Raw genomic sequence first — 24,424 nt, forward strand, 5'->3', positions numbered from 1 at the left:
CGGGCGCTGACGCTTCCGGCTCAATAGAGACAAAATGCAGTTTAGCGATTTGAACTAGCAGAGGGACTGAGGAAGAAAGTCACTCAGCCTTCAGCCAAGGTGCTTGTTTGAACAACAGCTCGATGACGGAGACCGGCACAAAGGCCAGGCCAACGATCAGCAGCCAGTTTTCCAGCGTTAAGTCTCCAGCACGGAAGACGTCGCGCACGCCAGGCGTCAACACTACCACCAATTGCAATGTGGCAGAAGCGGCGGCAGCGATCAGCAAGTAGCGGTTGCTAAAGGGGCCCAGCCGCCAGAAGTTATAGGTCAGACTGCGGGCCGAAAGACTACGCAGGATCTCGGAGAACACCAGCACGCAGAAGGCTGTCGCTTGTGCCTGGTGCAAGTTGCTGCCGTCCGAGTTCAATACCCACAGGAACGCACCGAGCGTGACGGCCGCTTCGAGCAGGCCTTGCGAGACAATGGTGAAGACTCGTGTCGCCGATAGAACCGGCTCTTTGAGCCCGCGGGGATGCCGTTTCATGATGCCCGGCTCGGGTGGTTCGAGTGTTAGCGCGAGCGCAGGCAAGCCATCGGTGACGAGATTAATCCAGAGCAAATGGATGGCAATGAGCGGAGCGGGAAAGCCAAACAAAATGGCAATGAACATCAGCGCCAACTCACCAAAATTGCACGACAGCAGATAGGCGAGCACTTTCTCGATGTTGTCGTAGATCGAACGCCCTTCTTCGACGGCGGCAATGATCGTGGCGAAATTGTCGTCGGCGAGTACCATGTCTGATGCACCCTTGGTGACATCGGTACCCGTAATGCCCATCGCAATGCCGATATCCGCAGCCTGAATAGCCGGGGCATCGTTCACGCCATCGCCGGTCATCGCGACCACTTCGCCGTTCTTCTTCAGGGCCTTCACGATTCGCTGCTTATGCTCGGCCGAGACACGAGCGAATACGGCGATCTGCGGCAACTTCTCGCGCAGTTCCTCATCCTCCATTTTGTCGAGCTCTTGGCCGGTGACGGCGATCGACTTGTCGTCGGCGACGGCCAATTCGCGAGCAATCGCCAGGGCAGTAGCTGGATGATCGCCGGTAATCATCAGCGGACGGATGCCGGCAGTGCGTCCCGTTCGGACGGCTGCCTTGGCCTCGTCGCGCGGTGGGTCGATCATGCCGACCAGGGCCACGAGCACGAGATCTCTTTCCAATCCTTCTGCAGTTGCTTTGAAATCCCTCTCACTAGCCGGGCGATGCGCCAGAGCCAGTACGCGCAGGGCGCGCTCGGCCATTTGATTGCATTGAGCCAATATTTCTGTTTGCTGACTTTCGCCGAGTTCCATGACCTCGTCTCCCCGCTGCATTTGTTTGCAGAGGGGCAAGATCGACTCGGGAGCACCTTTCGCCAGGACGACGTGGCGATCGTCGATGGTGGCCACGACCGACATCCGCTTGCGCTGCGAATCGAAAGGGGCCTCGTGAAGAATGCGCTGCTGATTGCGGCCGATCTCGACGCCCGCCTTGCTCGCAGCCACGAGCAAAGCACCTTCCGTCGGATCGCCAATGACCGTCCAGGTTCCGTCCTTCTCCTGCAATTGTGCCGAGTTGCACCAGGCGGCAATCTGCATCGCCTGAATCAACAGGGGCAGTTGCTGGGGATTGATCTGCTCTTCATTCTTCGCGACGAGAAAATCCCCCTCGGGCTTGTAGCCGCCACCGGTGACTTTCAACTGCATTTCGTGCAGCACGATTTCGCGCACCGTCATTTCGTTGCGGGTAAGCGTGCCGGTTTTGTCGGAGCAGACAATCGTTACACTGCCGAGCGTTTCGACGCTCGCCAGTTTGCGCACGATGGCGTTCCGCTTGACCATTCGCTGCAAGCCGAGCGCCAGGGCAATGGTTACCACAGCTGGCAGTCCTTCGGGAACTGCAGCGACACCGAGGCTCACGGCGAGGAGAAGCGTTTCGGTCCAGTCGTCGGGTTTGCGCCACAATTGCAGCGCAAAGATGAGGGCGATGGCGCCAAGGCAAAAGACGACGAGAGTCTTCGTGAGCGTGCCGAGTCGCTTTTGCAGGGGCGTCGCTTCTTCTTGATGTTTGTCGAGCAGTCCGGCGATTTTGCCGAGCTCGGTATGCATGCCCGTGGCGACAACGATGGCCGTGGCCTTGCCAGCCGTCACCACCGTGCCCAAGTAAGCATGGTTTACGCGATCTGCGAGCGGCGTATCTTCGGCCAGTTCCTGAGTCGACTCTTTGTCGACGGGAACCGATTCGCCGGTGAGTGGCGACTCGTTCACCTGCAAGCTGCTGGCGTGATTCAAACGGACATCGGCCGGGATTTGATCTCCCGCTTCGAGCTCCAAGCAATCGCCCGGCACCAGATCGCGGGCGGGAAGTGCGCGCAGTTTGCCGTCGCGCAGCACCTTGGCCTGGGGCTGCGATAGTTGACGCAGGGCTGCCAGCGCCTGCCCTGCGCGCTCTTCCTGCACAAAGCCGATGACGCCATTGAGGATGATAATCGCGATGATCGCAATCGCGTCGGTCCATTCCTGCAAGACGATCGACAGGATGGCCGCTCCGATGAGTAACAGCACCATCAAGTCGGTGAAGTGGAGCAGAAAACGGATCCACACCGGTCGCGGAGGTTTCTCGGCTAGTTCGTTCCAACCATGTTCGGCGCGTCGCTGTTCGACATCTGCTTCACTCAGTCCGCGCGCGGGGTCGACGCGAAAAAGCTCTGCGACTTGCTGAGGCGACTGAGAGTGGGTGGCAGGCATGGATTCAATCTTGAGAGCAGGTTGGTCAAGCCGTGGGCACTGCTGATTGTACTGCAGGAGTCTGCGGGCCGAGGATGACTGGCAGTCGCGAGGGATGAACGGTAATGGTCAGTTCCGAGGCAGTGAACTCCTGGCCATCGACAGCCCAGGCAAACGGCTGCTGCGAGCGGAAGGTGACTTTCTTTGCTTTCCGCGCGAGGATCAGATCGTGTTCGTGGGGATCGCCGACCACATACGTCAGCGCCAGTTGCGCGAGTTGTACGCCCGTCCCATCGAGCACGATGACCGCATCGAGCAGTCCATCGTCGAGCAGGGCATTCGGTGCCACCGGCAGGCCTGCGCCGGCACAGCGACCATTGGCCACAAACAAATTGAGCACGTTCAACTGCTGCGGCGGCTCATCGTCGAATTGCACTTCGACCGGATAAACTTCCAGATTGTTCAGCACTTCGATCGCGCCGCGCAAAAAGCAGAACGCGCCCCATTGCTGCTTCATCTCGTCCGTCAGTTGCTGGGTGTATTGCCCGGTGTTGCCCCCGGCCAACATGTTCGCCCCATACCGCTGAAAGTCGCCGGCGCTGGACTTGCCGTGCAGTTGAAACACATCGAGTCGTCGGGGGTTTTCGGTGAGAATCAAAGGGGCTGCTTCGACGGCCGAGAGGGGCAGGCCGAGCGAACGGGCATAGTCGTTGCCCGTGCCCGAGGGGAGCACCGCGAGCGCGATGTTGGGCTTGCCAGTTTGCAGGATGGCATCGGAGACGACGTTAATCACGCCATCGCCACCGGCCGCGGCGATGCAGGTGGCACCTTGGTCAATGAGTTGGCGAGTTAGTTCTGCCGAGTGCTGTTCCGACTTGGTCACATGCACTTCGACATGGCTGCCCAGTTCGGTTTTGATCTGCTCCAGCGAAGCAGCGTTTCGCTCCTGCGGTCCCGCATTGGGGTTCCAAAGGATGGGGATTTTCCGAGAGGAACTTTGATTCATGGGATTCAGTTCGGCAGGGCTAGCGGGATGAGCAGTCGACGCCGCGCCCAGCCGATGCAATTGACGTGCCGTTCACATGGCAGTTGTCAATACTGCGGGTTCGCCCGAATCGAGAAACACGTCCATCTGTTGGCCCACGTAGAGGGCTTCGGCCGTGTCATCCACTTCATAAATGACCTGCAACACACGCGTGTCGACCCGCTCGGTGTTGTCACCGGTAAGTGACCGCTTGGGAACCACGTAGGGTTCCACGCGGACAAAGTTTAACTTGATCGGCCGGATGTTATTGCCGCGAGCATAAGCTTTGGCGGGCATTCCTTTCGAGAATCGCGCGATATCCTGCTCGTCGATATCGACCCGCACGCGCAGGCGGGCGAGATCGCCCAGGACGATCAATTCTTTATTGGGCGGCGCCGAGACAAACTCGCCGGGCCGCACGCTGACTTGCAGAATCTGCCCGCTGGTCGGGGCGCGAACGAGGCAGCGCTCGATATCGGTCTTGGTCATTTCCATTTGGGCCTTGGCCTGTTCAATGGCCGCTTGCGCGATCAACTTGTCCGGCTTCCAGGCACCGGCTTTCAGTTCATTCAATTCCGCCGTCGCTTGCGCCTGTTGGGCCAGCGATTCTTCATAAGTCATGCGCTTGGTGTTGTTCTCTTCGGCACCGATCGCGCCGGAACCCAGCAGCTTGGCCGAACGATTGTATTGATCGAGCCACAACCTGACTTTGGCTTCGGCCGCTGCCACGCGGGCTTCGGCTGGGGGCAATTCTTCCGGCCGCGGCATCATGTCGAGCTTGGCAAGTTGCGCTTCGGCTGCTCTTAAACTGGCGGTTTGCCAGGCGAGTTGCGACTTGAGATGACGATCGTCGACGCGGAACAGGGGAGTGCCGGCCGTGACTTCCTGCCCCACTTTATCGGATGGCACAAAGACTTCGAGCACGACACCCGACAACGGCGAACCGATGGCGATGTTTTCGCTGCGCGGTTCGACGATGCCAGCGGCGGCAATCGACTTGAGATATGGATTGCGGGCCGGCAATGTCGGCGGCTGTAACTTCGGCAATTCTTGCTCGGCCGAGAGAATATGGAACACGCCGAACACGAGCATCGACAATGCCCCGAGGGGCACGACATACAGAATCAACTTGCGGAACATCGTTTGAATCCTCCTATCCACTCACGCCGGCTGTCTCGAGCCGACCTTCGGGCTGTTTGCCTTGTTCGATTTTTTCCACGCGACCATCGACCATGTGCACAATGCGATCGCCATAGTTGAAAACGCGATTGTCGTGCGTCACTACCACCACCGCGCGATCGTGCTGCACAGCGACGCGCGTGATAAGTTGCATGACGGTTTGCCCCGACTGGGCATCGAGAGCCGCGGTCGGTTCGTCGCACACCAGCAGTCGCGGTTGGTGAATGAGGGCTCGCGCGATCGCCACCCGCTGTTGCTGACCGCCAGAAAGTTGCGAAGGAAAGGCATTCGCGCGGCTGCCGAGTCCCACTTCTTCGAGCACTTCTTTCGCGCGCTTCACAGCGGCATGGCGATACTCGCCTTTGATGACCAGCGGCACGCAAGCGTTCTCGGCAGCGGTGAGCGCCGGGAGCAAGTTGTACTGCTGAAAAACGAAGCCGATGTTCTGCGCGCGAAAGTTCACCAGGCGACCGCCACGTAGTTGCTTCAAATCTTGGCCGAGCAACTTCACTTCGCCCGCAGTGGGATTGAGCAAGCCGGCAATGATCGAGATGAGGGTGGTCTTGCCACAGCCCGAGGGGCCGACGAGGAGCGTCATCTCGCCGTAGTTTACTTGCAGATCGACGCCGCGCAGCGCCAGCACGCGGGTATCGCCGGAACCGAACTCTTTTGTTACGCGCCGGCAATCGACGGCAACAGCGGTGGTGATAGCAGGGGCGGTCATCGTTGGTCTCGAAACATTCTTATCCACGGAAGACGACGGCAGGTTCGAGCACCAGCACCTTGGCAATCGCCACGAGGCTGGTGAGGATAATGATGCACAACACCGCCACGCCGCAGCCGCCCGCTGCGAGTGGCGTTAAGCTCAGACCGGCCAGGTGCGTAATGCCACTGGTCGATTCAAAAAACGCAGCCGTCAGCCCAATGCCGATGCCATAGCCCAACACGCCAACGACCACAGCCTGCAGCAGAATCATGCCGATCAGTCGCAGGTTACTTACGCCCATCGCCTTGAGCGCGCCGAACTGTTTCAGGTTCTCGATGGTGAATAGATAAAACGTCTGCCCCGTGATTGCGGCGCCGACGATGAACCCGAGCGTGATGGTGATGCCGAAGTTCACGGGAATGCCCGTCGAGCCGAGGAAGTAGTAGACCGTCTTCCAGAAGAATTGATTCTGCGTGAGGGCCATCAGCCCCGTTTGTTCGTTAATCCGTCGGCAAACTTCTTCAGGGTTTCGATTGGGTTCGTGCTGCACCATGACGAAGCTCATCAAGTTGCGGCGATGCGGAACGAACTCGACGGCCTGGCTATAGCGCGTGTAAAGCACCGGAAGCGTGACGAACGGCGGCGAGGCTTTGCAAACACCGACCAGGACTGCGCGGCGATCGTTCAGTTCAAAAGTGCGGCCGATTTGGTATTTGCCGTGATCTTCGGGCCACATGTATTCGTAGCCCGCCTTATCGACAATCACTGCATCGGGCTGGCGAAGATCGTCGAGGCTGCCGGCGAGCAACGTTTGCGGCGCGGCGACCATCGTTTCGTCGTCGACACCATACAACAGCAAGTTGCGAAGGTTGCCATCTTCCAGTCGTGCGCGATTCTGGCCGTAATACAATCGTACTGCCCACGCTACACCTTCCACACCGCGCACGCGGAACAAATCGGTATCGGGCAGGGCAGGGACCTCGTCGATGTAACGACTCTTTTCGTCCATGACCCAAATGCTGCAATCGCGAACATCGAGAATCTGACTCGCTGTGCGGCGAATGATGCCCATGAAAATGCTCACCTGCTGAGACATGAGCAATGTGGCGAAGGCTACGCCGAAGATCAGGCCAAAGTACTTGGCCCGGTCACCCATCAACATGCGGAGCGCGATCCAAGTCATGGCAGTGACTCCTCTGGCGGGGCACTCTGGGGAGCATCTTGAGTGAGCCCGCGAATGATGGCGTCGATCATCAAGCGGGCTGTTTCGTGAACGGGGCACCAGGCAACCCAGGGGTCTTTGCCGCGCGCGAGGTGCAGCGAGACCACCCCATGTGTGCCGGAGAAAAACAACTGAGCGATTTGATCGGCGCTCGTCAGTTCGGAACGAAAGCGCCCGGCGGCCAGTCCTTCTGCTACCGTCGCCCGCAGATAGGCATAACAGTCCTGCGCGGGATTGCCGTGCTCGATCAGCCCGATCTTAGGGAACTGCTCGATCTGCGTGTTCATGAAGAGGAACTTATAGGCAGACGTCTGCTCCAGCCCAAAGTCGACGTAAATCATTCCCATCCGGCGCAGCCGTTCGATGGGATCGAGTCCGGGCTGACCAGCTTGATCGAAGCTGCGGCGGAACTTCATGAACTCCCGTTCGACAAGTTCGCCGAGCAGGGCTTCTTTATCGGGGAAGTGAAAATAGATGGCCGTCGGCGAGTAGCCGATCTTGGCGGCCAACTTCCGCATGCTCAGACCGTGGAAACCTTCCGTCAGCAACAGTTCGCGGCACGCATCGAGCATTCGCTCGCGCGTTTCCAGCTTCTGTCGTTGACGGCGTTCGACGATCGACATGGTTCTTATGCTTGCGGCTTATTTTGCGTAGCCCGCGTGGGTGAGCCATTTCATGGCTGAGGTAAGCGAGTCACGGAGTGACTCGGCTACGGGCTTAACAGTGTTATATTACCTAACGGCGTTAAGTCGGCAAGGAAGAAAAATTCGCAGGGCGACGCAAGTCGTTATTTATTATAGGCTTGCGAGGCAATAAATTTGGTTGCAGTGGTTGCTAGCTAGGGCACGTTCAGGCCAAGTTGACGTAATTGTCGAGCCAGCAGCATGAGCGGGAGCCCGGTGATTGCCGTGTGATCTTCCGACTGGATCGACTCAAACAGACTGATTCCCAGGCTTTCGAGCTTGTAGCTGCCGGCGCAGTCGAGAGGTTCGTCGGCAGCCACATAACGGGCAATCTCGCCCGCAGATAACGGCCGCATTTGGAGCGTGGTCACGTCTTTGAAGGCCAGTGTGCGACCAGCGTGGATTAAGCAAACCGCCGTGATGAGAGCGTGCTGCTTGCCAGCCAAGAACGCCAACTCCTCGCAAGCCCGCTCGACGGTACCAGGTTTGTTGAGGACTTGGCCAGCGCACACGCAGACCTGGTCGCTACCCAGCACGATTGCATCAGGTTCAAGCGCCGCCACGCTCCGCGCTTTGGCCTCCGCGAGATGTTCGGCCAGTTGTTCGGCCCGGTGGGCGGCGTAGCGGGCTTGCACGACTGCTTCGTCGACTTGGGGTGCGATGCAGCGAAAAGGAACGCGCAGGCGGGTGAGCAATTCCTGCCGATAACGCGACGTGCTGGCCAGAATCAATTCGGTCATTGGCAACTCATTCGGCAAAAATCTGTTAGCAACCGTTTGGAAAAGACTCGAAATGCCCCCGCTGCGGGAGTTACACTTTCGTCGTCAAATCTTCACTCCCACCTCACACAGGCCCAGCCCATGTCCCACCGTCGTAAGTTTCCGATTGCCATTCTGACATTAATCACCGCGCTCGCGAGTGGCCTCTGGTCGCCCGCTAGTGCCCAGGTCAAAGTTGCGCCGATCTTTGGTAACGGCATGGTCCTGCAGCGCGAGATTGCGGTCCCTGTCTGGGGCACGGCTTCTCCCGGCGAAGAGGTTACCGTCACGCTTGGCGAGCAGAAGCAAACTGCCAAGGCCGACGAAATGGGTAAATGGCAAGTCGAGCTGAACAAACTGACTGCCGGTGGTCCGCACGAGTTGACCGTCGCGGGCAAGAACATGCTCAAGTTCACCGATGTGCTCGTCGGCGAAGTGTGGCTCTGCTCGGGGCAATCGAACATGGCGTGGCGGCTGGCCCAATGCAATGCCGATGCTGAGATTTCCGCCGCGAATGACGATCAACTGCGGCACAACGGTGGCGGCTCGAACTGGCAAAAGACCACGCCGCAAACGGCCGGCAATTTTTCCGGCGTTGGCTATTACTTTGGCAAAGAGCTGCGTAAGGCGCTGGGTGTTCCGGTCGGACTCATCAATCGTTCGGTGGGTGGCACCAGCGCTCGGCTCTGGACCAGCCGTGCTGTGATTGAATCGGCCGATGAGTTGAAGCCGTTTCTAGCATCGCTTTTGAAGCCCGATGTCGATAAGCAAGGTAAAGAGAAGCCGCTGAACTTGGGTGTGTTGTACGAAGGGCACATCCGTCCTGTTGTTCCCTACGGCATCCGCGGTGCTATCTGGTATCAGGGTGAATCGGATGCTGGTCGTCCGGCCGAATATGCCCAGCTCTTTCCGACCATGATTAAGTCGTGGCGCAAGGACTTCAATCAAGGGGATTTTCCCTTCCTCTTCGTGCAACTTGCCCCGATCGGCGGAGCTCAGAAGCAACCGGCCGAAGGTGGTTGGGGACCGATTCGTGAAGCCCAAAACGCAGCGCTTGCATTGCCGAACACTGCCGTCGCGGTGATTGTCGATAGCGACGTTGACTTGCATCCCAAGAAGAAAGAGATTCCTGGGGCTCGTCTTGCACAAGCGGCTCGTGCGATTGCTTATGGCGAAAAGGTCACTCCTTCGGGCCCGCTGTATGATTCGGTGAAGTTCGAAGCAGGCAAGGCCATTGTCTCGTTCAAGCATGTCGACAAAGGACTCGAGACACGCGGCGAAAAGCTGACGGGCTTTGCCATCGCCGGCGACGACGGCAAGTTCGTGTGGGCCGATGCCAAGGTGGAGGGAGACAAGGTCGTCGTCTCCAGCCCCGATGTCCCCAAGCCAGTTGCCGTTCGTTATGGCTGGGCCAGCAACCCGGCGTGCAACTTGTTCAGCGCGTCTGGCATGCCCGCTTCGCCGTTCCGCACCGATCCCACCGGCAAATAGTGAATTCATCGCTGGGGCGAGGCTCGTCAGGGGCCTCGCCCTGGTTCTTTTCTTCAGTTCATTTTCGTCAGGAGCCTCTGTTCATGTTTGCCGCTCGTCTCCACCTGTTCGTCGCACTGGCTTGCTTCACTTCGTTTGCGGTCGCCCAGGAACTGCCCGACGCGGCAAAAACGAAGACGCACGAAATGTTCCGCGTGCTGAAGTATTGCGAAGGAGTCGTCTTCGATCACGACGGCAAGGGCTACATCAGCTGGGGCGATACGATCACGCAGTTCACGCTGGACGGAAAGAATCAGCCGTGGGCTAAGACCGGCGCGCCCAACGGGCACAAAGTCCTTGCCGATGGCACGCACCTGGTGTGTGACGCCAGCCAGCATGCGGTGCTGCATCTGGCTGCCGATGGCAAACTGTTAGATCCGGCCAGCAAAGAGTGCGAAGGGAAAGCCCTTCGCGGGCCGAACGACCTGACGCTCGACGTGAAGCATGGCGGCTTTTATTTCAGCGATCCAGGCGGCAGCAGCGCCGAGAAGCCGATTGGCACGGTTCATTATGTTGACAGCAAGGGAGTTACTACGCTGGTTGATTCTGGCCTGGCTTTTCCCAACGGCATCGTCCTGACGCCCGATGGCAAAAAGCTGTACCTTGCCGAGAGCCAGAAAAACATGGTGCATGTCTACGACGTGAAAGGCCCCGGCAAACTCGGCAAACGCGAGAAGTTCGCCGACCTGCCGCGCAAGAAAGAGAAGACGCCGCAGATCGACAACCAGCCCGACGGCATGTGTCTCGATGCGGCCGGCAACCTGTACGTCGCCCACTACGGAATGAAGCAAGTGCAGGTGCTCAATCCCAAGGGGGAAGTCATTCGCCGTTACGACGGTGGCAACGTCACCACCAGCAACGTCGCCTTCGGCGGCCCCAAGATGGACCAACTCTTTATCACCGGCGGCATCGGCCCCGAAGCGGGCGAAGGTGGCCTCTTTCGCATCGACCTCGGCATGAAAGGCCTCGTGATCCTGCCGGCGAAGAAGTAGGAGAGTACTTGTTGCACACGATGAATTGGCCCTGCTAACCAGTTAAAAACCTAGTTGAGCCATTTTTAGTCCCGTAGGGACGTCCCTATGTCAGCCCAGGCTGCAAGCCTGGGTTGTGCAATACCACCAGCACGAAAGCCCCGGAGGGGCGGCCCTATTGGAGATCGCCAATGCCGCAATCGCAGGCCATGATCATTGTTCACATTGTGTTCAGCACGAAACATCGTAAACCGTGGCTCCGCGACCCTGATCTCCGCGCATAACTCTACTCCTACATGGCGACGATCTTCCGCGACGTTGTTGATTCTCCCGCGCTAATCATCAACGGAGTCGAAGATCATATTCACGGACTTGTTTTGCTCAGCCGCAAATTCGCAGTGATGAAGGTCATTCAGGATGTGAAGACCGAAACATCGAAGTGGCTGAAGAAGCAGCCCGCCTGCGTGCGAAATTTTGCCTGGCAAGCTGGCTATGATGCGTTCTCTGTCAGCGAATCAAATATTCCGAAAGTGACGAACTACATTCAGAATCAAGAATCGCATCATCGCAAGATGACCTTTCAAGATGAGTATCGGGAGCTCTGCCAGCGTCACAAGATTGAGATCGATGAGCGCTATGTCTGGGAGTAGTTCCGTAGTTCAAGCTGCCCGATTAGGGCCGCCCCGTTGGGGCTTATTCGAGCAACAACGAGCATTCCCAGGCTTGCAGCCTGGGCTGACATAGGGCCGCTTCTTCGGAGCTAATTCTGCTCGACTATTTCCCTCGCGACGCATATGTGCGGCCGAGTTGGTCGACGATAGCGCGGCGGACGGCGAGGGGATCGATGGGGCCGTTCTTGCGATAGAGGAGCTTGCCGCCGGGGCCGATGAGGATGGTGTGGGGCAGGGGGCCTTGCCACTTGGCGTCGACCAGGTCGGCCAGGCGGTCTTTCTCGTTGATGAGCGAGAAGTAGTTTTCGGCGGCAACATGTTTTTCTTGCAGCAGCTTGAGGGCATCGGCCCTTTGTTCCTCGCCATCGAGTGTGATGGTGATGAGCTTCAGTTTGCGGTGGCGATACATGCGGTTGATCGTCACGAATTCGGGCAGCTCTTTCACACACGGGCCGCACCAACTGGCCCAAACGTTAATGAGGAGGTACTCGTTGGCTTCGTTCTTCACCAGCTTGGCCAGGGTGGCTTCGTCAAGATTCTTCAGGGTGACGGGTTCCTGATTCCACTTGTCGATTGAGGCCTGCGCCTCGACTCGTTTCTCGGCCCACTTGGTCGAGCAGCCGAAGGTGCGAGTTTTTTCGACGGGGACCGGCTTGCCGGCGAGCAGGGCCTCGAGGGCGTTGCGGCAATCGTGACTGGTGACTTCCTTTACATCGGAATTGTCGATGCGGCCAACGTAACGGAGTTTGCGCTCAGCATCGAAGAGAAAGACCTGCGGCGTGGCAACGACTCCGAAAGCCCGCGACGCAGCCTGAGTCTCGCCGTCGTACAGATAAGGAAATTTGAAGTCCCGCTCTTTCGCCCGCACCTTCATGTCGGCCAGTGAATCGCCGACATCGGAGTAACCGAGTTCATCGAGTCGCACCGCCAGGTCGTCGTTGGGCGAAATGGCAATCAACTTGACGCCGCGACCTTCATAGTCGGCATGCAATTTGATGATTCGATCTTCATAAGCCTGAGCAGTCGGGCAGTGATTGCAAGTGAAGACAACCAGCAGGAGTTTGGCGTCAGCAAAGCTTTTGAGCGTATATTCCTGATCGTCGACGCCGGGTAATTTGAAATTGGGCGCAGCAGCACCAATCTCGAGCGTGGTTACTTCCTCAGCAATTGCGGACGAGTAAATCGCGAGAAAAGAAGCGAGAAAAGCACCCAACAAAAACATCGCACGCATGTGAGAGAACCTCCCGTTGCTGAGGTGAAGACGAGAGGGATTGTAAGAGCGGGGAACTCCGTGGGATAGGCTTGCAGCCTGCGAAGTGGGCAGGAGAGTGACGACAGGCTGGAAGCCTATCCCACGTGGCTAGCGAATCCAGAAAGGGCGGACGACGCGGCCAAGGATGTTCGCGAGCGGCACTTCGGCATGGGGCCATTGCCGACTATCGATAGAGACGGTCGGATTATCGCCGAGCACCAGGTAATGATGGGGCGGTACCACTTCTTCGGCATGCCACGCGCGCGCGGTATTCAGCGGTTCGAGATAATAGATGTCTCGCCAGACTTTTACCTTGCTGATGCGAATGCGGGCTCCTGCGCCGCCAATCTCCAGCTGCGGCTCGGTCTGCTTGGCGTTTTTGTCGGTCCGCGTGTAGGGCTGGCGGAGGACTTCGCGGCCATCCATGCCGAACAGCACGCGCTGATCGCAAAGTGCGAATTGAATATCGATGGGCTCATCGTTGCGGCGATGGGGGAGCAGCGTCACGTTCGTCTGCGTGCCGTTTTGAAACAGCTTGAGCTTCTGCTCGTCGTGGCACATGTGCACTTCAAAACGGTCGGCTCCATCGGTGGCAGCAAAGACGAGGCAGCCATACTTGGCCACGCTCGCGCGGCAAGTGAGGAGCAAATCGGAGACGTCGTTGAGCGGCGCGCCGCGCTCAAGGTCCTGGTTGTAACTGTCGTGATCGAGCACCGTCGAAGGGAGCGTGCGAGTTTCGGGCGTATAGCCGAGTTGCCAGTTGCGGAACGACAGCCAATCGAAGTTCTTGCCATCGGGGGGCCGCTTCCCGCTATAGATAAAGGCCTGCTCGCGCTCGAGCCAGTGACTCTTCTTCGAGGCGGGCTGCCAATGCGCGGGAAGACCGCGCGACTTGGTGGTGGGATGCCGCTCGTCACTTACCAAAATCGCCTGCCCGCGTAATTCGTTGAGGCTCTTCTGCCACGGCTGACCGTTGACGTAGATATCGCCGCGGCGAATGGCAATCTGCTCGCCGGGAAGACCGACGATCCGCTTCACGACCCGCTGCGAATCGTCATCGGGATGCGTGAACGCCACGAGCTCACCCCGCCGCGGTCGCCCGAGCAGATAGACCCAGTGATCGATCAGCACCTGGTCGCCAGCATGCAGGTCGCGCTCTTTGAGCTGGTTCGCGGCGTAGCCACAGTGGGGGCAAATCGCTTCGTTCGATTGCGGCACGTCGAGCGCGTCGCAGCGAAAGATGACGCCGCAGTCCTCGCACTTCACGCGGTAGTGAATGCCGCTCAGCGTTTCGCCCATCGACGCGCCGGAAATGTGGACGGGAAACAGCAATCCTTCGAGACACCAAATGCGGGCCGCGACGAAGGCCACGAGCACGACGACGATGGCAGCAATCGCCTGCCGAGTGCGGCGCAATCGCTGCTCTTCGAAATCGACGCGCTCGCCGGTCAAGCTGAGCGCGGAAGCTTGCGAGACAATGCTGTTGCCGATTTGAGCGGACGTGGCCATGCGTCAATTATAGCCGGCCCGCGAGATTGCGAGGGGCGGGGCCAAAGATGACAGGCCGGAGGCCTATCCCACTTAGTCTGCTAGCGGGCAGTGGGCCAGCGCTTCGTAGGTGGGACCACTGCGGCCGAGAAAGCTGGCGAAAATGATCGCCTCTTCGACGACGGACAGATCGGCGTCGAACTGCGCGAGTTCGCCGAGCTTGGTCGCAATTGCCGCCATCCCTTCCGGCGTGCCACCTTTCACACGGCCAATCGTCAAGTGAGGTGTGAAGCCCCGCTGTTCTTTGGCAAAGCCCAATTGGTTGCTGAGCGCGGTATCGATGGCCGCTTGCAGTTCGCGCAACTCGTCATTTCCTTGCTCAAGGCCAATCCACAGCGTGCGGGCCTCGGCAGAACTGGGAAAGCCACCCAGTCCACGGCAGATGATTTCGAACGGCTCGACCTCAGCAGTCGCTTGAGCAACCACTTTGCAGATGTCGGGAATTTCGCTATCTGCCACGTTCCCCAAAAACTTGAGGGTGAGGTGCATTTGCGTCGGCTGCACCCAGTTCACGTCGACGCCCTCCGTCTTGAGTTTTTCAATCAGCTGCTTCGCGCGTTTGGTCACGCTGCTGGCGAGTTCGACGGCGATGAAGGAACGGATGCGTTGCATGGGGGAGCAGGGTGGAAGGGATAAAGGGTCGAAGAGAGGAAAGAGATGGTTGATTCTACCAAAAACTCTCTCCGTCTTTGCTCTTCATCACTTTATCCCTTTGTCGCTTCATCCCTCACGCTCGCCCCATCCTCGCCACGGCGTCGCGATTCAACTTGATGCCGAGGCCAGGGCCGGTGGGGACGGGGAGCATGCCATCGGCGTCGAGCTTAAAGGGTGTTTCGAGAATGTCTTCGATGTAAGGGACACCCGTTTGATATTCGACCCAACGCGCAACCGGCATCGCCGCGGAGAGCGCCAGGTCGGCAGCGACACCGATGGCCGTGTTCCAGCCATGGGGCACCAGCAGCACGCCCTGATCGTAGGCCAGCCATGCGAGCTTGCGACCTTCGCTCAGGCCGCCGCACTTGGTCAAGTCAGGCTGAATGATGTCGACAGCCCGCTTGAGCAAAAACGGTTGAAAGGCTTGCCGGCGGGAAAGGACTTCGCCGGTCGCGATCAGGACCGGCGACGTAGCCTGCAACTGCGCGAACCCTTCGACATCGTCGGGCTTGAGAGCTTCTTCAAACCAGGTGATGCCGTAATCGCCAAGCATCTTGGCCGTTTCACGGGCCCAACTCACGCTATGCGGCCAGAACTGCTCGCTGCCGCCGGCATCGACCATTAATTCCACTTCTTCGCCGACGGTTTCGCGGGCGGTTCGAATCAGCAATTCATCAAGCTGCCTGCTGACGCGACCGAAGGGTCGCCAACCCATCTTGATGGCGCGGAAGCCACGCTCTTTTTGCACAAGGAGCGCATCGCGCAGCTGCTCGGGTTGATCGAACAGGATCGACGCATAAGGCTTGATTCGGTCTCGGTAATTGCCCCCCAGCAGCTTCGACACAGGTTGACCGAGGGCTTGCCCCCACAGATCCCACAGGGCGATATCGATGCCGCTGATGGCGTGTTCGACGCTGCCGCCGCGCCCGAGCCAGAACATACTTTGCCGCAGCTTCTCGCTGACGCGATCGGGCTCGTCGGCCGCTTCGCCAATCAAATGGGGCGAGAGCAATTGCAGCGCGCCTTCGACGAGAGCCCGCGTGGTGTAGCAACTGCCCAGACCGGTGATGCCTTCGTCGCTGATGACTTCAATCAACGTGTTGTACTGCACGTTGGGGTCGGTACCGCCCGGCCAGCCGTGATCGTGCGTGGCTCCGCCGAGCGGAATGGTTTTGACTGCGGCGATTTTCATATAGCCATTCTCCGTGCGATTTGAGTCCTATCAGTGAGCCGGAAGCGTCAGCGCCCGGAGGGTATGCCGAAACAACCTGCGATAAGCTCCGGGCGCTAACGCTTCCGGCTCATTCTTTAATGGTCCGCGCTCGTGGTTGTGGTGGAACCAAAGTCCCGGCCGTGGCGGGCAAACCGAATCAGCGAGAGGAGTGCGATAATCATCAGCCCGATGGCGGCGTAGTACGGCGCGACTGCCGAGACGCTCTTAAAGAGCGGAATGGCGAACAGCGGCCCAGCGATACGCGCCAGAGCGCTCACGCCTTGACTCACACCCATGATGCCACCCTGACGATCTGGATCGCTGCGGCGACTGATCAGCGCGCTGAGTGAAGGAGTTGTAAAGGCGAAGCCGCCGACGGAAACCGCAGTCGCAATGAAGAGGAGCGGCCAACTGTGCCAGAGCGTGGCGAGGGTGAGCAGCACGAAGCCGATGGTCGTCAGTACGAAGCCGATTTCCGCCATCGTTACTTCACTCAATCGCGTTGAAAGTCGGCGCACGACGCCACCTTGCACCAGGCTGAGCATGATACCGATGTAAGCAAAGAACAGCGGGATTTGCCCGAACTTCATTCCAAAGCCTTGGTTTTCGTCCTTCAGCAAGAGTGCAGCCGTCGTTTCAAAACCGCCGAAGGCGGTCACGCTGAGGAACGAAGTGAAGAGCAGGGCAGCGATGGTTGGCGTCGAGACGGAATCTCGCAGGGCGCGAAGATCGAACAGCCCCATGTGCGTGTGCGAGACTCCGGGGCGCAAACTTTCGGGCAACAAGAAGACGGCCAGCAACAGGGCCACGAGTGAGAGACCCGCGGCGACGAAGCCGGGCAGGGGACTGCGAGCCACTTCGTCGTATTGCCGCTTGTCGGCCTTGGCAATCTCGGCGCTCGACTTAGCAGGATCGAGTTGCACATCGAGGTTGTCGGTGGCGCTCGCTGCAATCACCGGTCCTTCGCTGGTGGGCTCTACTCTCGCCGATAAGAGTGCCGCCCAGGCGAGCAAGGGGCCGAAGGTGAAACCGAGACCAAACGAGACGCCGATCAGCGCCATCCCTTTGGCTCGTTTTTCTTTCGTTGTTACGTCGGCGATATATGCAGCGGCGGTGGAGATGGTCGCGCCGGCAATTCCCGCCCCCGTGCGGCTGATGAACAGCAGCAGCAGGCTTTGCTGGATGGCGGCGATGCCGAACAGCGTGTAACAAACGACGGAGCCGATGAGCCCGATGATAATGACTGGCCGCCGGCCGATGCGATCGGAGACGCGCCCCCAAAGGGGCGAGAAAATGAATTGCATCATCGAGAAAATGGCCATCAGCAGCCCGAGCTCCCAACCATGCTCGGCGATGCCGAACTTCTCCGCATAGAGCGGCAGCAGCGGCAGCACCATGCCAAAGCCGAGCAGGTCGATGAAGACGGTGAGAAAAACGACCAGCAACGAACCTTTGCTGGCATTCGTATCGGGTGAATTAGAGCGTTCGCCCGCGAGGGGCGAAGCAACTTGGGCGGGCATTTTCGTTTCCAAACGGCGAATCGTAGGTAGTTACTGACCACAAAGCGGCTGTTTTCTTTGCTTGGTTATCCGGTACCGAGGCAATGGCAGCAACAGGGCAGCCACCAAGTGCGAGCGGGACAAGTTCCCACTTCTTTGTTGGCGATCGACTGGACAGCCGACGGCAACGAGTGTGGACGAACCCAAGTCACGCTGACCGAGACCGCATCATCGCGCGCAGCGAAGCGCACGTTGCATCCGGGGGCACCGGAACAAATCTTGGCACCGCAAAAAAATGAGATGCAGGTGAAGAGTGCCTTATGCGCTGCAGAATCTCCAGCAACCCTGGAGCGCGCAGATTCGCTGCGCTGACAATCCGGCACACTTGTTGCAACCCGCACATCTTCCACTTGCCGCCACAGCCCGCCACCTCGACTAAAAAACCTCTGCTCTGCGCCACAAACTCTTTGGCGCATTTCTTTGGCGTTACATCAAAACTGCTCAGAACAAGTATTGAATGTCTTGAGCAACTGTTGCGTTTTGTTCTTTCCCTTACTCCGCCTTTGGAAACGATCGATGACCGCTCTCGCCACTTTGAAGAAACTGTTTGCTCGATCCACGCCAGCAAAACAAGCTCGCTCGAAATTCTTTCGCCCTGCAATCGACGCTTTGGAAGATCGCCGGTTGATGGCGGTCTTCATTGTCGATGACGACTTTGCGGCCGATAATCCCGCGCGCCGCCAATACACCACCATTCAGGGGGCGGTCGACGCTGCAATCACTCCGGTTGGCAATCGCGCGGGCGATTCGATTGTGGTCCGCCCCGGCTTGTATAACGAATCGGTCTCGATCGATAAGCGCATCACCATTACGGGGGCCGTGGCACCGGCTATTCCCTTCATTGGTAACAGACCCTATGCGAACGATCCTTCGCTCAACCCGGCGCGGGCTTCGATTGTCGATCCGGCCACAGGCGCTGGGTTCACCATCACCGCCAGCAATGTGATTCTGCAGGGCTTTACGGTCGCAAACTTCGACGAAAGCGAGGATACGCAGGGCATCGTTGTGACCGGTGGCACAGCCAATAAAATTCTCAGGAATGTGATCGTCGATAACACGATTGGCATCTCGCTAGCCACCGATACTGCCACATCCAACGTGGGTGCAGCCCGAACGACCTACGTCACCGGCAACGTACTGCGCGATAATAACACGCTTGGTGCTGCGGCAGGCAATGGTATCTATTCTGACGCTGGCCTGCGCAACGTCAGCATCACGGCCAATCGGATCACCGGGCACGAAAATGCATCGATTCTGGCCATTACCACCGTCGATACGGACTTCAACACGAGCGTGACCATTGCCTCCAACTTGATTGGCAATCAAGTCACCGGTGAAGCTGATTCGGCCATCATCCTGGCGAATCTGACGAACTCGACTGTGGTTGGTAATGTAATGCGCAACATCTACAACAACGGCACCGGTATCGCGCTGGTGGGTGGTGTCAGCAACGTGAAGGTGTTGAGTAACAACCTGGCCAATGGCGCGTTCACTGGCATCAACGTCATTTTCCGCCCGGGTGATTACGCAGTTGCAGCGCCGAACTCAAACAATCTGATTCAAGGCAATGTCATAACGAACTTCGGTGACGGCGGAATTCGTTTGCGAGAAGGGGCGAACAACAACGTCGTCAAGGCGAATGTCGTGCAGAAGAATGGCTTTGGTGCCTCCGAGGCAGACGCGAACGATGGCTTCGGTTCAGGCATTAGCTTGGAAGATGCAATCGATAATATCGTGGAACTGAACGTTTCGTATTACAACGACACGGACGGTTTCTATGCCGATTTGCTCTCCAGCGGGAACATCATTCGCAACAACACCGGCCTATTCAATGGCGAACACGACTTTCACGATGATTCGATCGGCGCGGGAACCGCTGGCACAGCCAACACCTATACCAACAATCGCGGCCGAAATGGTTCGCCTGCAGGGCTGATTCGGTTCCGTTACTAGGATCTTCGCTCGACTTTTGGGCGAATGTCCTTAGTCGGCAACACACCGGGCGGGGAAAGAATTTTCTCTGCCCGGCTTCGCTTCTTGATTCATCGCGCAGGTACGTGTTGCTGCCAGTTCGAGCGTAACTACTAACGGTGTCATTCCGCTGCGCGCTGTTGTTTGACCACCTTCTGGAGACGGGCTAGGATTGGCAACATCCTGCTTGGGGCGAATTCTTGCCTACCCAATTCTTTGGATTTTCATTGTTTGCGACCTGAGGCTCAGCGGATGGCCGAACAATTCGATCCCTATTACACCTGGCTAGGAATTCCGCCGGAGGATCAGCCTGCGGATTACTACCGACTGCTTGGATTGAAAAAGCTTGAGTCGAATCTAGATGTGATCTCGCATGCTGCAGATCGCCAGATGGCGCACCTTCGCACTTTGCAGACCGGCAAGCATGCCACCCATTCGCAGCGATTGTTGAACGAGATCTCGAGCGCGAGCACCTGCCTGCTAACGCCCGAAAAGAAGGCCGCTTACGATCGCAAACTGCGGGAAGAGCAAAAGGCAAAAGAACAAACCGTCGCCAAGCCCACACTGCAAGTCGCGAAACCTCTGCCTGTGGCGAAGCCGAATGTACTTCCAGTCGCGGCTTCAGTTCCGTTATCGCCACAACCGATTCCGGTTATGCCACAACCGCTGCCGAACCTAGCGCCAGCGCCCATTCAACTCGCCCCCAGTTTTCGTCACAACAGTCCCGCTGCCAAGAGTGGCCTGGCCAAGCTCATTCTCAGCGCTGCTGCCATCGCCGCCGTGTTTCTCGTTGCGCTGACGATCGTCGCGCTGAATCTCAACCAGCCGCCAGAAGTTGCTACTCGACCGGCCAGCGCCGAGGCGGCTCCCACTCCGCCCGCCATTCAGCAGTCGAGTCAGTCACCCATTCAAAAGTTACCGACTCCTCCCGTTGTTCCAACGCCCAAGGTTCCTCAGCCTGACGCTACAAATCCGGCGGTGAAATCTAACTCGCCAGTCGGTTCTCCTGCCAGCACTTCTCCGGCCATAACAGCGAACAATCCTCCTCCGGCAGTTCCGGCGAATGTCATTCCCGCCTCAGCCCCACCCGAGCAGTTCGTCATGCGACTTCCCAAACGCGCGCGCATCGATCTGCAGAATACGCAAGCTCTTGTGGATTTTCGCCAGCCATTCACCTATGAATTGGCGGTGAAATTCGATGCAGGGTCGACAGGTTTTCTGTTTGGGAATCGCAACCATCTGAACTTGCTGAAGGTTCCTCCAACTGGGCCGATGATTGGCTACCGCTGGAACTTAATTGGCCTCCCCCCAGTCACCTGCCTGATGCCCCCTCCGACTGGTAGCGAGTGGTTTCATCTGGCAATCTCGCACGACGACAAGCGGCTGTATGCCTTTGTCAACGGCCGTAAGGTGGACGAGGCCGACGGGGAATTTAAGAAGGGGGAGATGCCAGTTCACAATGTGCCGCTCTACTTTGGCTCGCATCCCGACCACTCACCGCTCTTTAGCGGAGTTCTGGGCGGGATTCGCATCTCGTCGGTGGCCCGCTACGTGAGCGACTTTGCACCGCCAACAAAGTTCACGAAGGATGCGGACACACTTTTGGTCCTCGATATGGCAAATCCGCAACCCGGCGTCATGACCGACCTTTCGGGGCAGGGGCACGATGGCTCAATCAAGCTGGGGGAGTGGGAACCGGGTAAACCGGACTACTCGACTGCGGTGGCCTTGCTGGGTTTGCCATTGCCAACCGGTGAGGCGGTCGTCGCAACTACGCCGAATTCACCCAGCAATCCAACGCCATTCGGTGAGAGTCCTGCATTTGGCCCGCAGCCCGCGATCGAACCGACGCAACTTCTTGCTGTTCCAGACGAAGCATTGCTTATGAAGGCCCGAGTTGCTGTTTTTGATGTTTTTGGAGCGGCGGCCAAACAGGCGACCAAGCCCGAATTGAAGGTCAAAGTCGCCCAGGACATGCTCAAGCTGGCGAGCGAGACCAAGGATGACTTAGCTGCTGAGTACGTGCTGCTCGACAACGCCCGCAAATTGCTGATTGGTGCCGGGGATGTCCAACTGGCTTTGGCAGCAGTCGCGCAGATGGAACAACGCTTCATGGATCCGGCCCGCGAGATTCGCACGACCACACTCACCGCGCTAGCCGACGCCAATCTGTCACCCGAGGCCCGCGAACAGTTGGTAAACGTCACGCTGGCAGCGATGGACGCTGCCACACAGGCTCGTCAGTTTTCGCTTACCGAGCAATTGTCGCTACTCGCAGTACGGGTTTCGACTAAGTTGAAGGATGCCGACGCGCGCAAAGCCGTTGCTCAGCGGCGAACCGAAGTGGTTCGCTTAAGGCAGCAAGTTACGATCTTTGAAGCTGCGCAAGAAACGCTCAAAAGCTCGCCCAGCGATGCTGCGGCGAACCTGGTCATCGGCAAGTTTCTCTGTTTTCTGCTGCACGATTTCGCTGCGGGACGAACTCACCTGATTGCTGGCGATCTGCCCGAGTTGGCTGAGGCGGCCAAGCTCGATCTGGCCGCGGACCAGGGAACTCCCGCCGACAAAGTGGCTGCTGCAAATGCCTGGCTCAAATGGGTCGAGGGCGCGAAGGGGACTGATAAGGATTTGACGTCTGCTGCGCAAGTTCGGGCGAAAGCTCGCTACCGCGAAGCGCTGCCATCCCTTACTGGACTTGAGAAAGTGAAAGTGGAGAAATGGCTGGCAGACTTGGCCGCGGTGGCCGATGTCTCGTCTGCGACTCCCGGCACATCACAGGCAGTGGCCAAAGGCCCAGTGCTGGTGATTTATAACACGCATGGTTTCCGCTTCCGTGATCGAGGAACGCTCGAGTTCAACGTGCTCTTATTGAAGGACGGGAAGATCGTGGATCAGGCCCGGGGAGTGCCGCTGGAGTGGAACCCTGAGATCAACGTTTCCAAGCAATTGCAGTTGGGGACGAAGCCGTTCGACACCATTCGCGTGGAAATCACGCGTTGGCAAGAGCATAGCGGCGGCCTCGCAGAGGTTGAATTGCTGGTGAATAGCGAGAATGTACTGCGGGGTAAGCCGGTTACTGCCAGTGGAAAGTACGGCACCAGTTTGACTCAGCACCAGCCGGCGATGGTTACTGACGGCATCAAAGACGAAGAGCGACACGGTGGCGAAGGAAGAGGCTACTGGATCTTGCCCAACAAGACCGCTGGTTGGATCGAGATTAGCTTAAAGTAGCGGTCACAGAACATCTGCGCTCATCCACCCGCGGATTTAATTTATTGCTGCGCCAGTCGACTGGTGATCCACTGCTGGTCGTTGGGCGAGAGTTTGGCGAGGGGGATGGTGGTGTTTACGCCACTCGGGCGACGAAGGCGGACGATGCCGGCTTCGAGTGCGACGAACTCGGCGTCAGCAGTGTATTTGCCGCTGGTCCAAGTGCGGGGCTGGGGAGCTGGCGGTGTGGCCGTCGAAGTTTCCACTTTGTCGCGTTGCTGGGCGACGATTTGGGCCGCTTTTTCCGCCACGGTAGCTAAGACGGGCTTGGCAGTCTTCGTGGGCTGGGTTTGCATTGCCTTGACCACGCTAGTCACTTCGGCGGCTGGCATGGCGACTTGGACGACGCGCCACTTGCCGGCCTTTTGCACGCGGAGCGGGCTGGTTGAGTCGGTGGAGTGTTCGTGCATGGGGTGCGAATTGCCACGCAACACTTCCGCCGCGGCCGCGATAGTAGTGACGAGATCGCTAGAGCCTAAGTGCGTGGTCAGCATGTCGATGCCGGCTGATAGTCGCTCACCCACGAGCGAATCGTGAACCCAGAGTTCAATCGGGCAAGTGACGTTTTCGACGATGTGATGATCTGGCAATTCGATCGTTGCAGCACCAGCGCAGTTCTTGGTGGCAATGTGGAGATGGCGCGGAGTGGTGCAGCAAGTGAAGTTTGCTTCGCCTTGCGAATCGGTTCGCAGACCGACCATCGCCAGCGAACGATTGTCTAAATTTTTGTTGAGCTTTGCCAGGCGAACCTCGCTGGTCTTTTCAAAGCCCAGAGCGATTCGTTGTTCGGCACGGCGGCGAGCGATCTCGGTAACTTGCGGACGTAGTTCAGCCTCTCGTTGAGCGGCCCGTCGACGGACGATACGGCCAAGCCAACCGCTGCGAGTCGAGGCGATTCCTTCCAGGGTGGAAGCCGTCGTAGCCTTCACCTTAGTCGGCTGGCCTACAAACCCTTCGCCTGGTTTGAAAACGACCAGTTTGGACGCCGAGAACTTGGTAACTGCCCGGCTGTAAATGATGGCCGGGCCATGATAGCCGGTGGTGCGGGAATGAACTTCGCCGTGAAAGTGAATGACAAACTTCGCCGCGTCGCCACTCTCGACCAGATTGACGTGAGTGTGACCGACAACTCTTCCTTTACCTTGGATGGCAGTTCCCAAGATGTCTTCGCGGATGTCGATGGGGCGGTCGATTTCCTTGTTATCGAGCATGCCGTTGAGCATTGCACCAGAAATGCGGAGCACCACTTGGTGATCGGGACTTGCGTCGCGAGTCGTTGGCTGGGCAGCGGGAATTGTTTCGTCGGCATGGGCACCGGTCGCTACTGCCAGCAAACAGGCCAGCGAAAAGAAGAATGCCTGCTGAGGCTGATAGCAACGAAACGAAATCCACATGGCCCGCTCTCCGTACCGACGTGATGAGCTCGATTCGCTTTAGGAATGCACTTCGTGTGCCGGCCGG

18 protein-coding genes are annotated in these 24,424 nt (G+C 58.3%); 5 read left to right on the forward strand and 13 right to left on the reverse strand.

The annotated features are described in order from the left end of the window. Nucleotides 1–79: 79 nt before the first annotated feature. The 7 genes from ETAA8_RS11940 to ETAA8_RS11970 form a co-directional block, all read right to left on the reverse strand. Nucleotides 80–2,773, reverse strand: a complete 2,694-nt coding sequence (locus ETAA8_RS11940; protein WP_145088237.1) for a cation-translocating P-type ATPase — start codon at nt 2,771–2,773, stop codon at nt 80–82. A gap of 25 nt (nt 2,774–2,798) precedes the next feature. Further along, the gene (locus ETAA8_RS11945) at nt 2,799–3,758 is read right to left on the reverse strand and encodes a diacylglycerol/lipid kinase family protein (RefSeq protein WP_145088238.1); all 960 of its coding nucleotides are present in this window, start codon (nt 3,756–3,758) and stop codon (nt 2,799–2,801) included. Between the two features lie 72 nt (nt 3,759–3,830). Next, nucleotides 3,831–4,916, reverse strand: coding sequence for an HlyD family secretion protein (locus ETAA8_RS11950; RefSeq protein ID WP_145088239.1), 1,086 nt, complete (start codon nt 4,914–4,916; stop codon nt 3,831–3,833). A 13-nt stretch (nt 4,917–4,929) separates the two neighbouring features. Further along, nucleotides 4,930–5,679 carry an ABC transporter ATP-binding protein gene (locus ETAA8_RS11955; RefSeq protein ID WP_145088240.1) on the reverse strand — a complete coding sequence of 250 codons (750 nt, stop codon included), beginning with the start codon at nt 5,677–5,679 and terminating at the stop codon, nt 4,930–4,932. Between the two features lie 19 nt (nt 5,680–5,698). Continuing rightward, nucleotides 5,699–6,844, reverse strand: a complete 1,146-nt coding sequence (locus ETAA8_RS11960; RefSeq protein ID WP_145088241.1) for an ABC transporter permease — start codon at nt 6,842–6,844, stop codon at nt 5,699–5,701. Continuing rightward, complete coding sequence (locus tag ETAA8_RS11965) at nt 6,841–7,506, reverse strand: TetR/AcrR family transcriptional regulator (protein WP_145088242.1); 666 nt, start codon at nt 7,504–7,506, stop codon at nt 6,841–6,843. The genes ETAA8_RS11960 and ETAA8_RS11965 overlap by 4 nt, the downstream gene beginning before the upstream one ends. A gap of 215 nt (nt 7,507–7,721) precedes the next feature. After that, nucleotides 7,722–8,306 (reverse strand): Maf family protein, encoded by a 585-nt coding sequence (locus tag ETAA8_RS11970; RefSeq protein ID WP_145088243.1) that lies wholly within the window; start codon nt 8,304–8,306, stop codon nt 7,722–7,724. A 120-nt stretch (nt 8,307–8,426) separates the two neighbouring features. On the opposite strand from ETAA8_RS11970, the gene ETAA8_RS11975 reads away from it, so the two are divergent. From ETAA8_RS11975 to ETAA8_RS11985, 3 genes are all read left to right on the forward strand, one after another. Further along, complete coding sequence (locus ETAA8_RS11975; protein ID WP_145088244.1) at nt 8,427–9,815, forward strand: sialate O-acetylesterase; 1,389 nt, start codon at nt 8,427–8,429, stop codon at nt 9,813–9,815. 83 nt (nt 9,816–9,898) lie between these two features. Then, nucleotides 9,899–10,846, forward strand: a complete 948-nt coding sequence (locus ETAA8_RS11980; protein ID WP_145088245.1) for an SMP-30/gluconolactonase/LRE family protein — start codon at nt 9,899–9,901, stop codon at nt 10,844–10,846. 275 nt (nt 10,847–11,121) lie between these two features. Beyond that, nucleotides 11,122–11,475 (forward strand): transposase, encoded by a 354-nt coding sequence (locus ETAA8_RS11985; protein WP_145088246.1) that lies wholly within the window; start codon nt 11,122–11,124, stop codon nt 11,473–11,475. Nucleotides 11,476–11,599: 124 nt separating this feature from the next. Here the strand turns inward: ETAA8_RS11985 and ETAA8_RS11990 are convergent, their stop codons facing one another. The 5 genes from ETAA8_RS11990 to ETAA8_RS12010 all read right to left on the reverse strand — a co-directional run bounded on the left by ETAA8_RS11990 (nt 11,600) and on the right by ETAA8_RS12010 (nt 17,683). Then, on the reverse strand, nt 11,600–12,727 hold the full coding sequence (locus ETAA8_RS11990; RefSeq protein WP_145088247.1) for a redoxin domain-containing protein: 1,128 nt from the start codon (nt 12,725–12,727) through the stop codon (nt 11,600–11,602). Between the two features lie 129 nt (nt 12,728–12,856). Further along, complete coding sequence (gene lepB, locus ETAA8_RS11995; RefSeq protein WP_145088248.1) at nt 12,857–14,257, reverse strand: signal peptidase I; 1,401 nt, start codon at nt 14,255–14,257, stop codon at nt 12,857–12,859. Between the two features lie 72 nt (nt 14,258–14,329). After that, on the reverse strand, nt 14,330–14,908 hold the full coding sequence (gene thpR, locus ETAA8_RS12000; protein WP_145088249.1) for an RNA 2',3'-cyclic phosphodiesterase: 579 nt from the start codon (nt 14,906–14,908) through the stop codon (nt 14,330–14,332). Between the two features lie 115 nt (nt 14,909–15,023). Continuing rightward, nucleotides 15,024–16,142, reverse strand: coding sequence for a mandelate racemase/muconate lactonizing enzyme family protein (locus ETAA8_RS12005; RefSeq protein ID WP_145088250.1), 1,119 nt, complete (start codon nt 16,140–16,142; stop codon nt 15,024–15,026). A 116-nt stretch (nt 16,143–16,258) separates the two neighbouring features. Beyond that, the gene (locus ETAA8_RS12010) at nt 16,259–17,683 is read right to left on the reverse strand and encodes an MFS transporter (RefSeq protein ID WP_145088251.1); all 1,425 of its coding nucleotides are present in this window, start codon (nt 17,681–17,683) and stop codon (nt 16,259–16,261) included. A gap of 555 nt (nt 17,684–18,238) precedes the next feature. Here ETAA8_RS12010 and ETAA8_RS12015 point away from each other — a divergent pair. Both ETAA8_RS12015 and ETAA8_RS12020 read left to right on the forward strand, forming a co-directional pair. Further along, the gene (locus ETAA8_RS12015) at nt 18,239–19,675 is read left to right on the forward strand and encodes a right-handed parallel beta-helix repeat-containing protein (RefSeq protein ID WP_145088252.1); all 1,437 of its coding nucleotides are present in this window, start codon (nt 18,239–18,241) and stop codon (nt 19,673–19,675) included. A 270-nt stretch (nt 19,676–19,945) separates the two neighbouring features. Then, complete coding sequence (locus tag ETAA8_RS12020; protein WP_145088253.1) at nt 19,946–22,924, forward strand: LamG-like jellyroll fold domain-containing protein; 2,979 nt, start codon at nt 19,946–19,948, stop codon at nt 22,922–22,924. A gap of 41 nt (nt 22,925–22,965) precedes the next feature. Here ETAA8_RS12020 and ETAA8_RS12025 read toward each other — a convergent pair whose 3' ends face one another. Continuing rightward, a complete protein-coding gene (locus tag ETAA8_RS12025; RefSeq protein WP_145088254.1) occupies nt 22,966–24,357 on the reverse strand; it encodes an SHD1 domain-containing protein in 1,392 nt (463 codons plus the stop codon). Between the last annotated feature and the right edge of the window lie 67 nt (nt 24,358–24,424).

It is taken from the genome of Anatilimnocola aggregata, assembly GCF_007747655.1.
Lineage (GTDB): Bacteria > Planctomycetota > Planctomycetia > Pirellulales > Pirellulaceae > Anatilimnocola > Anatilimnocola aggregata.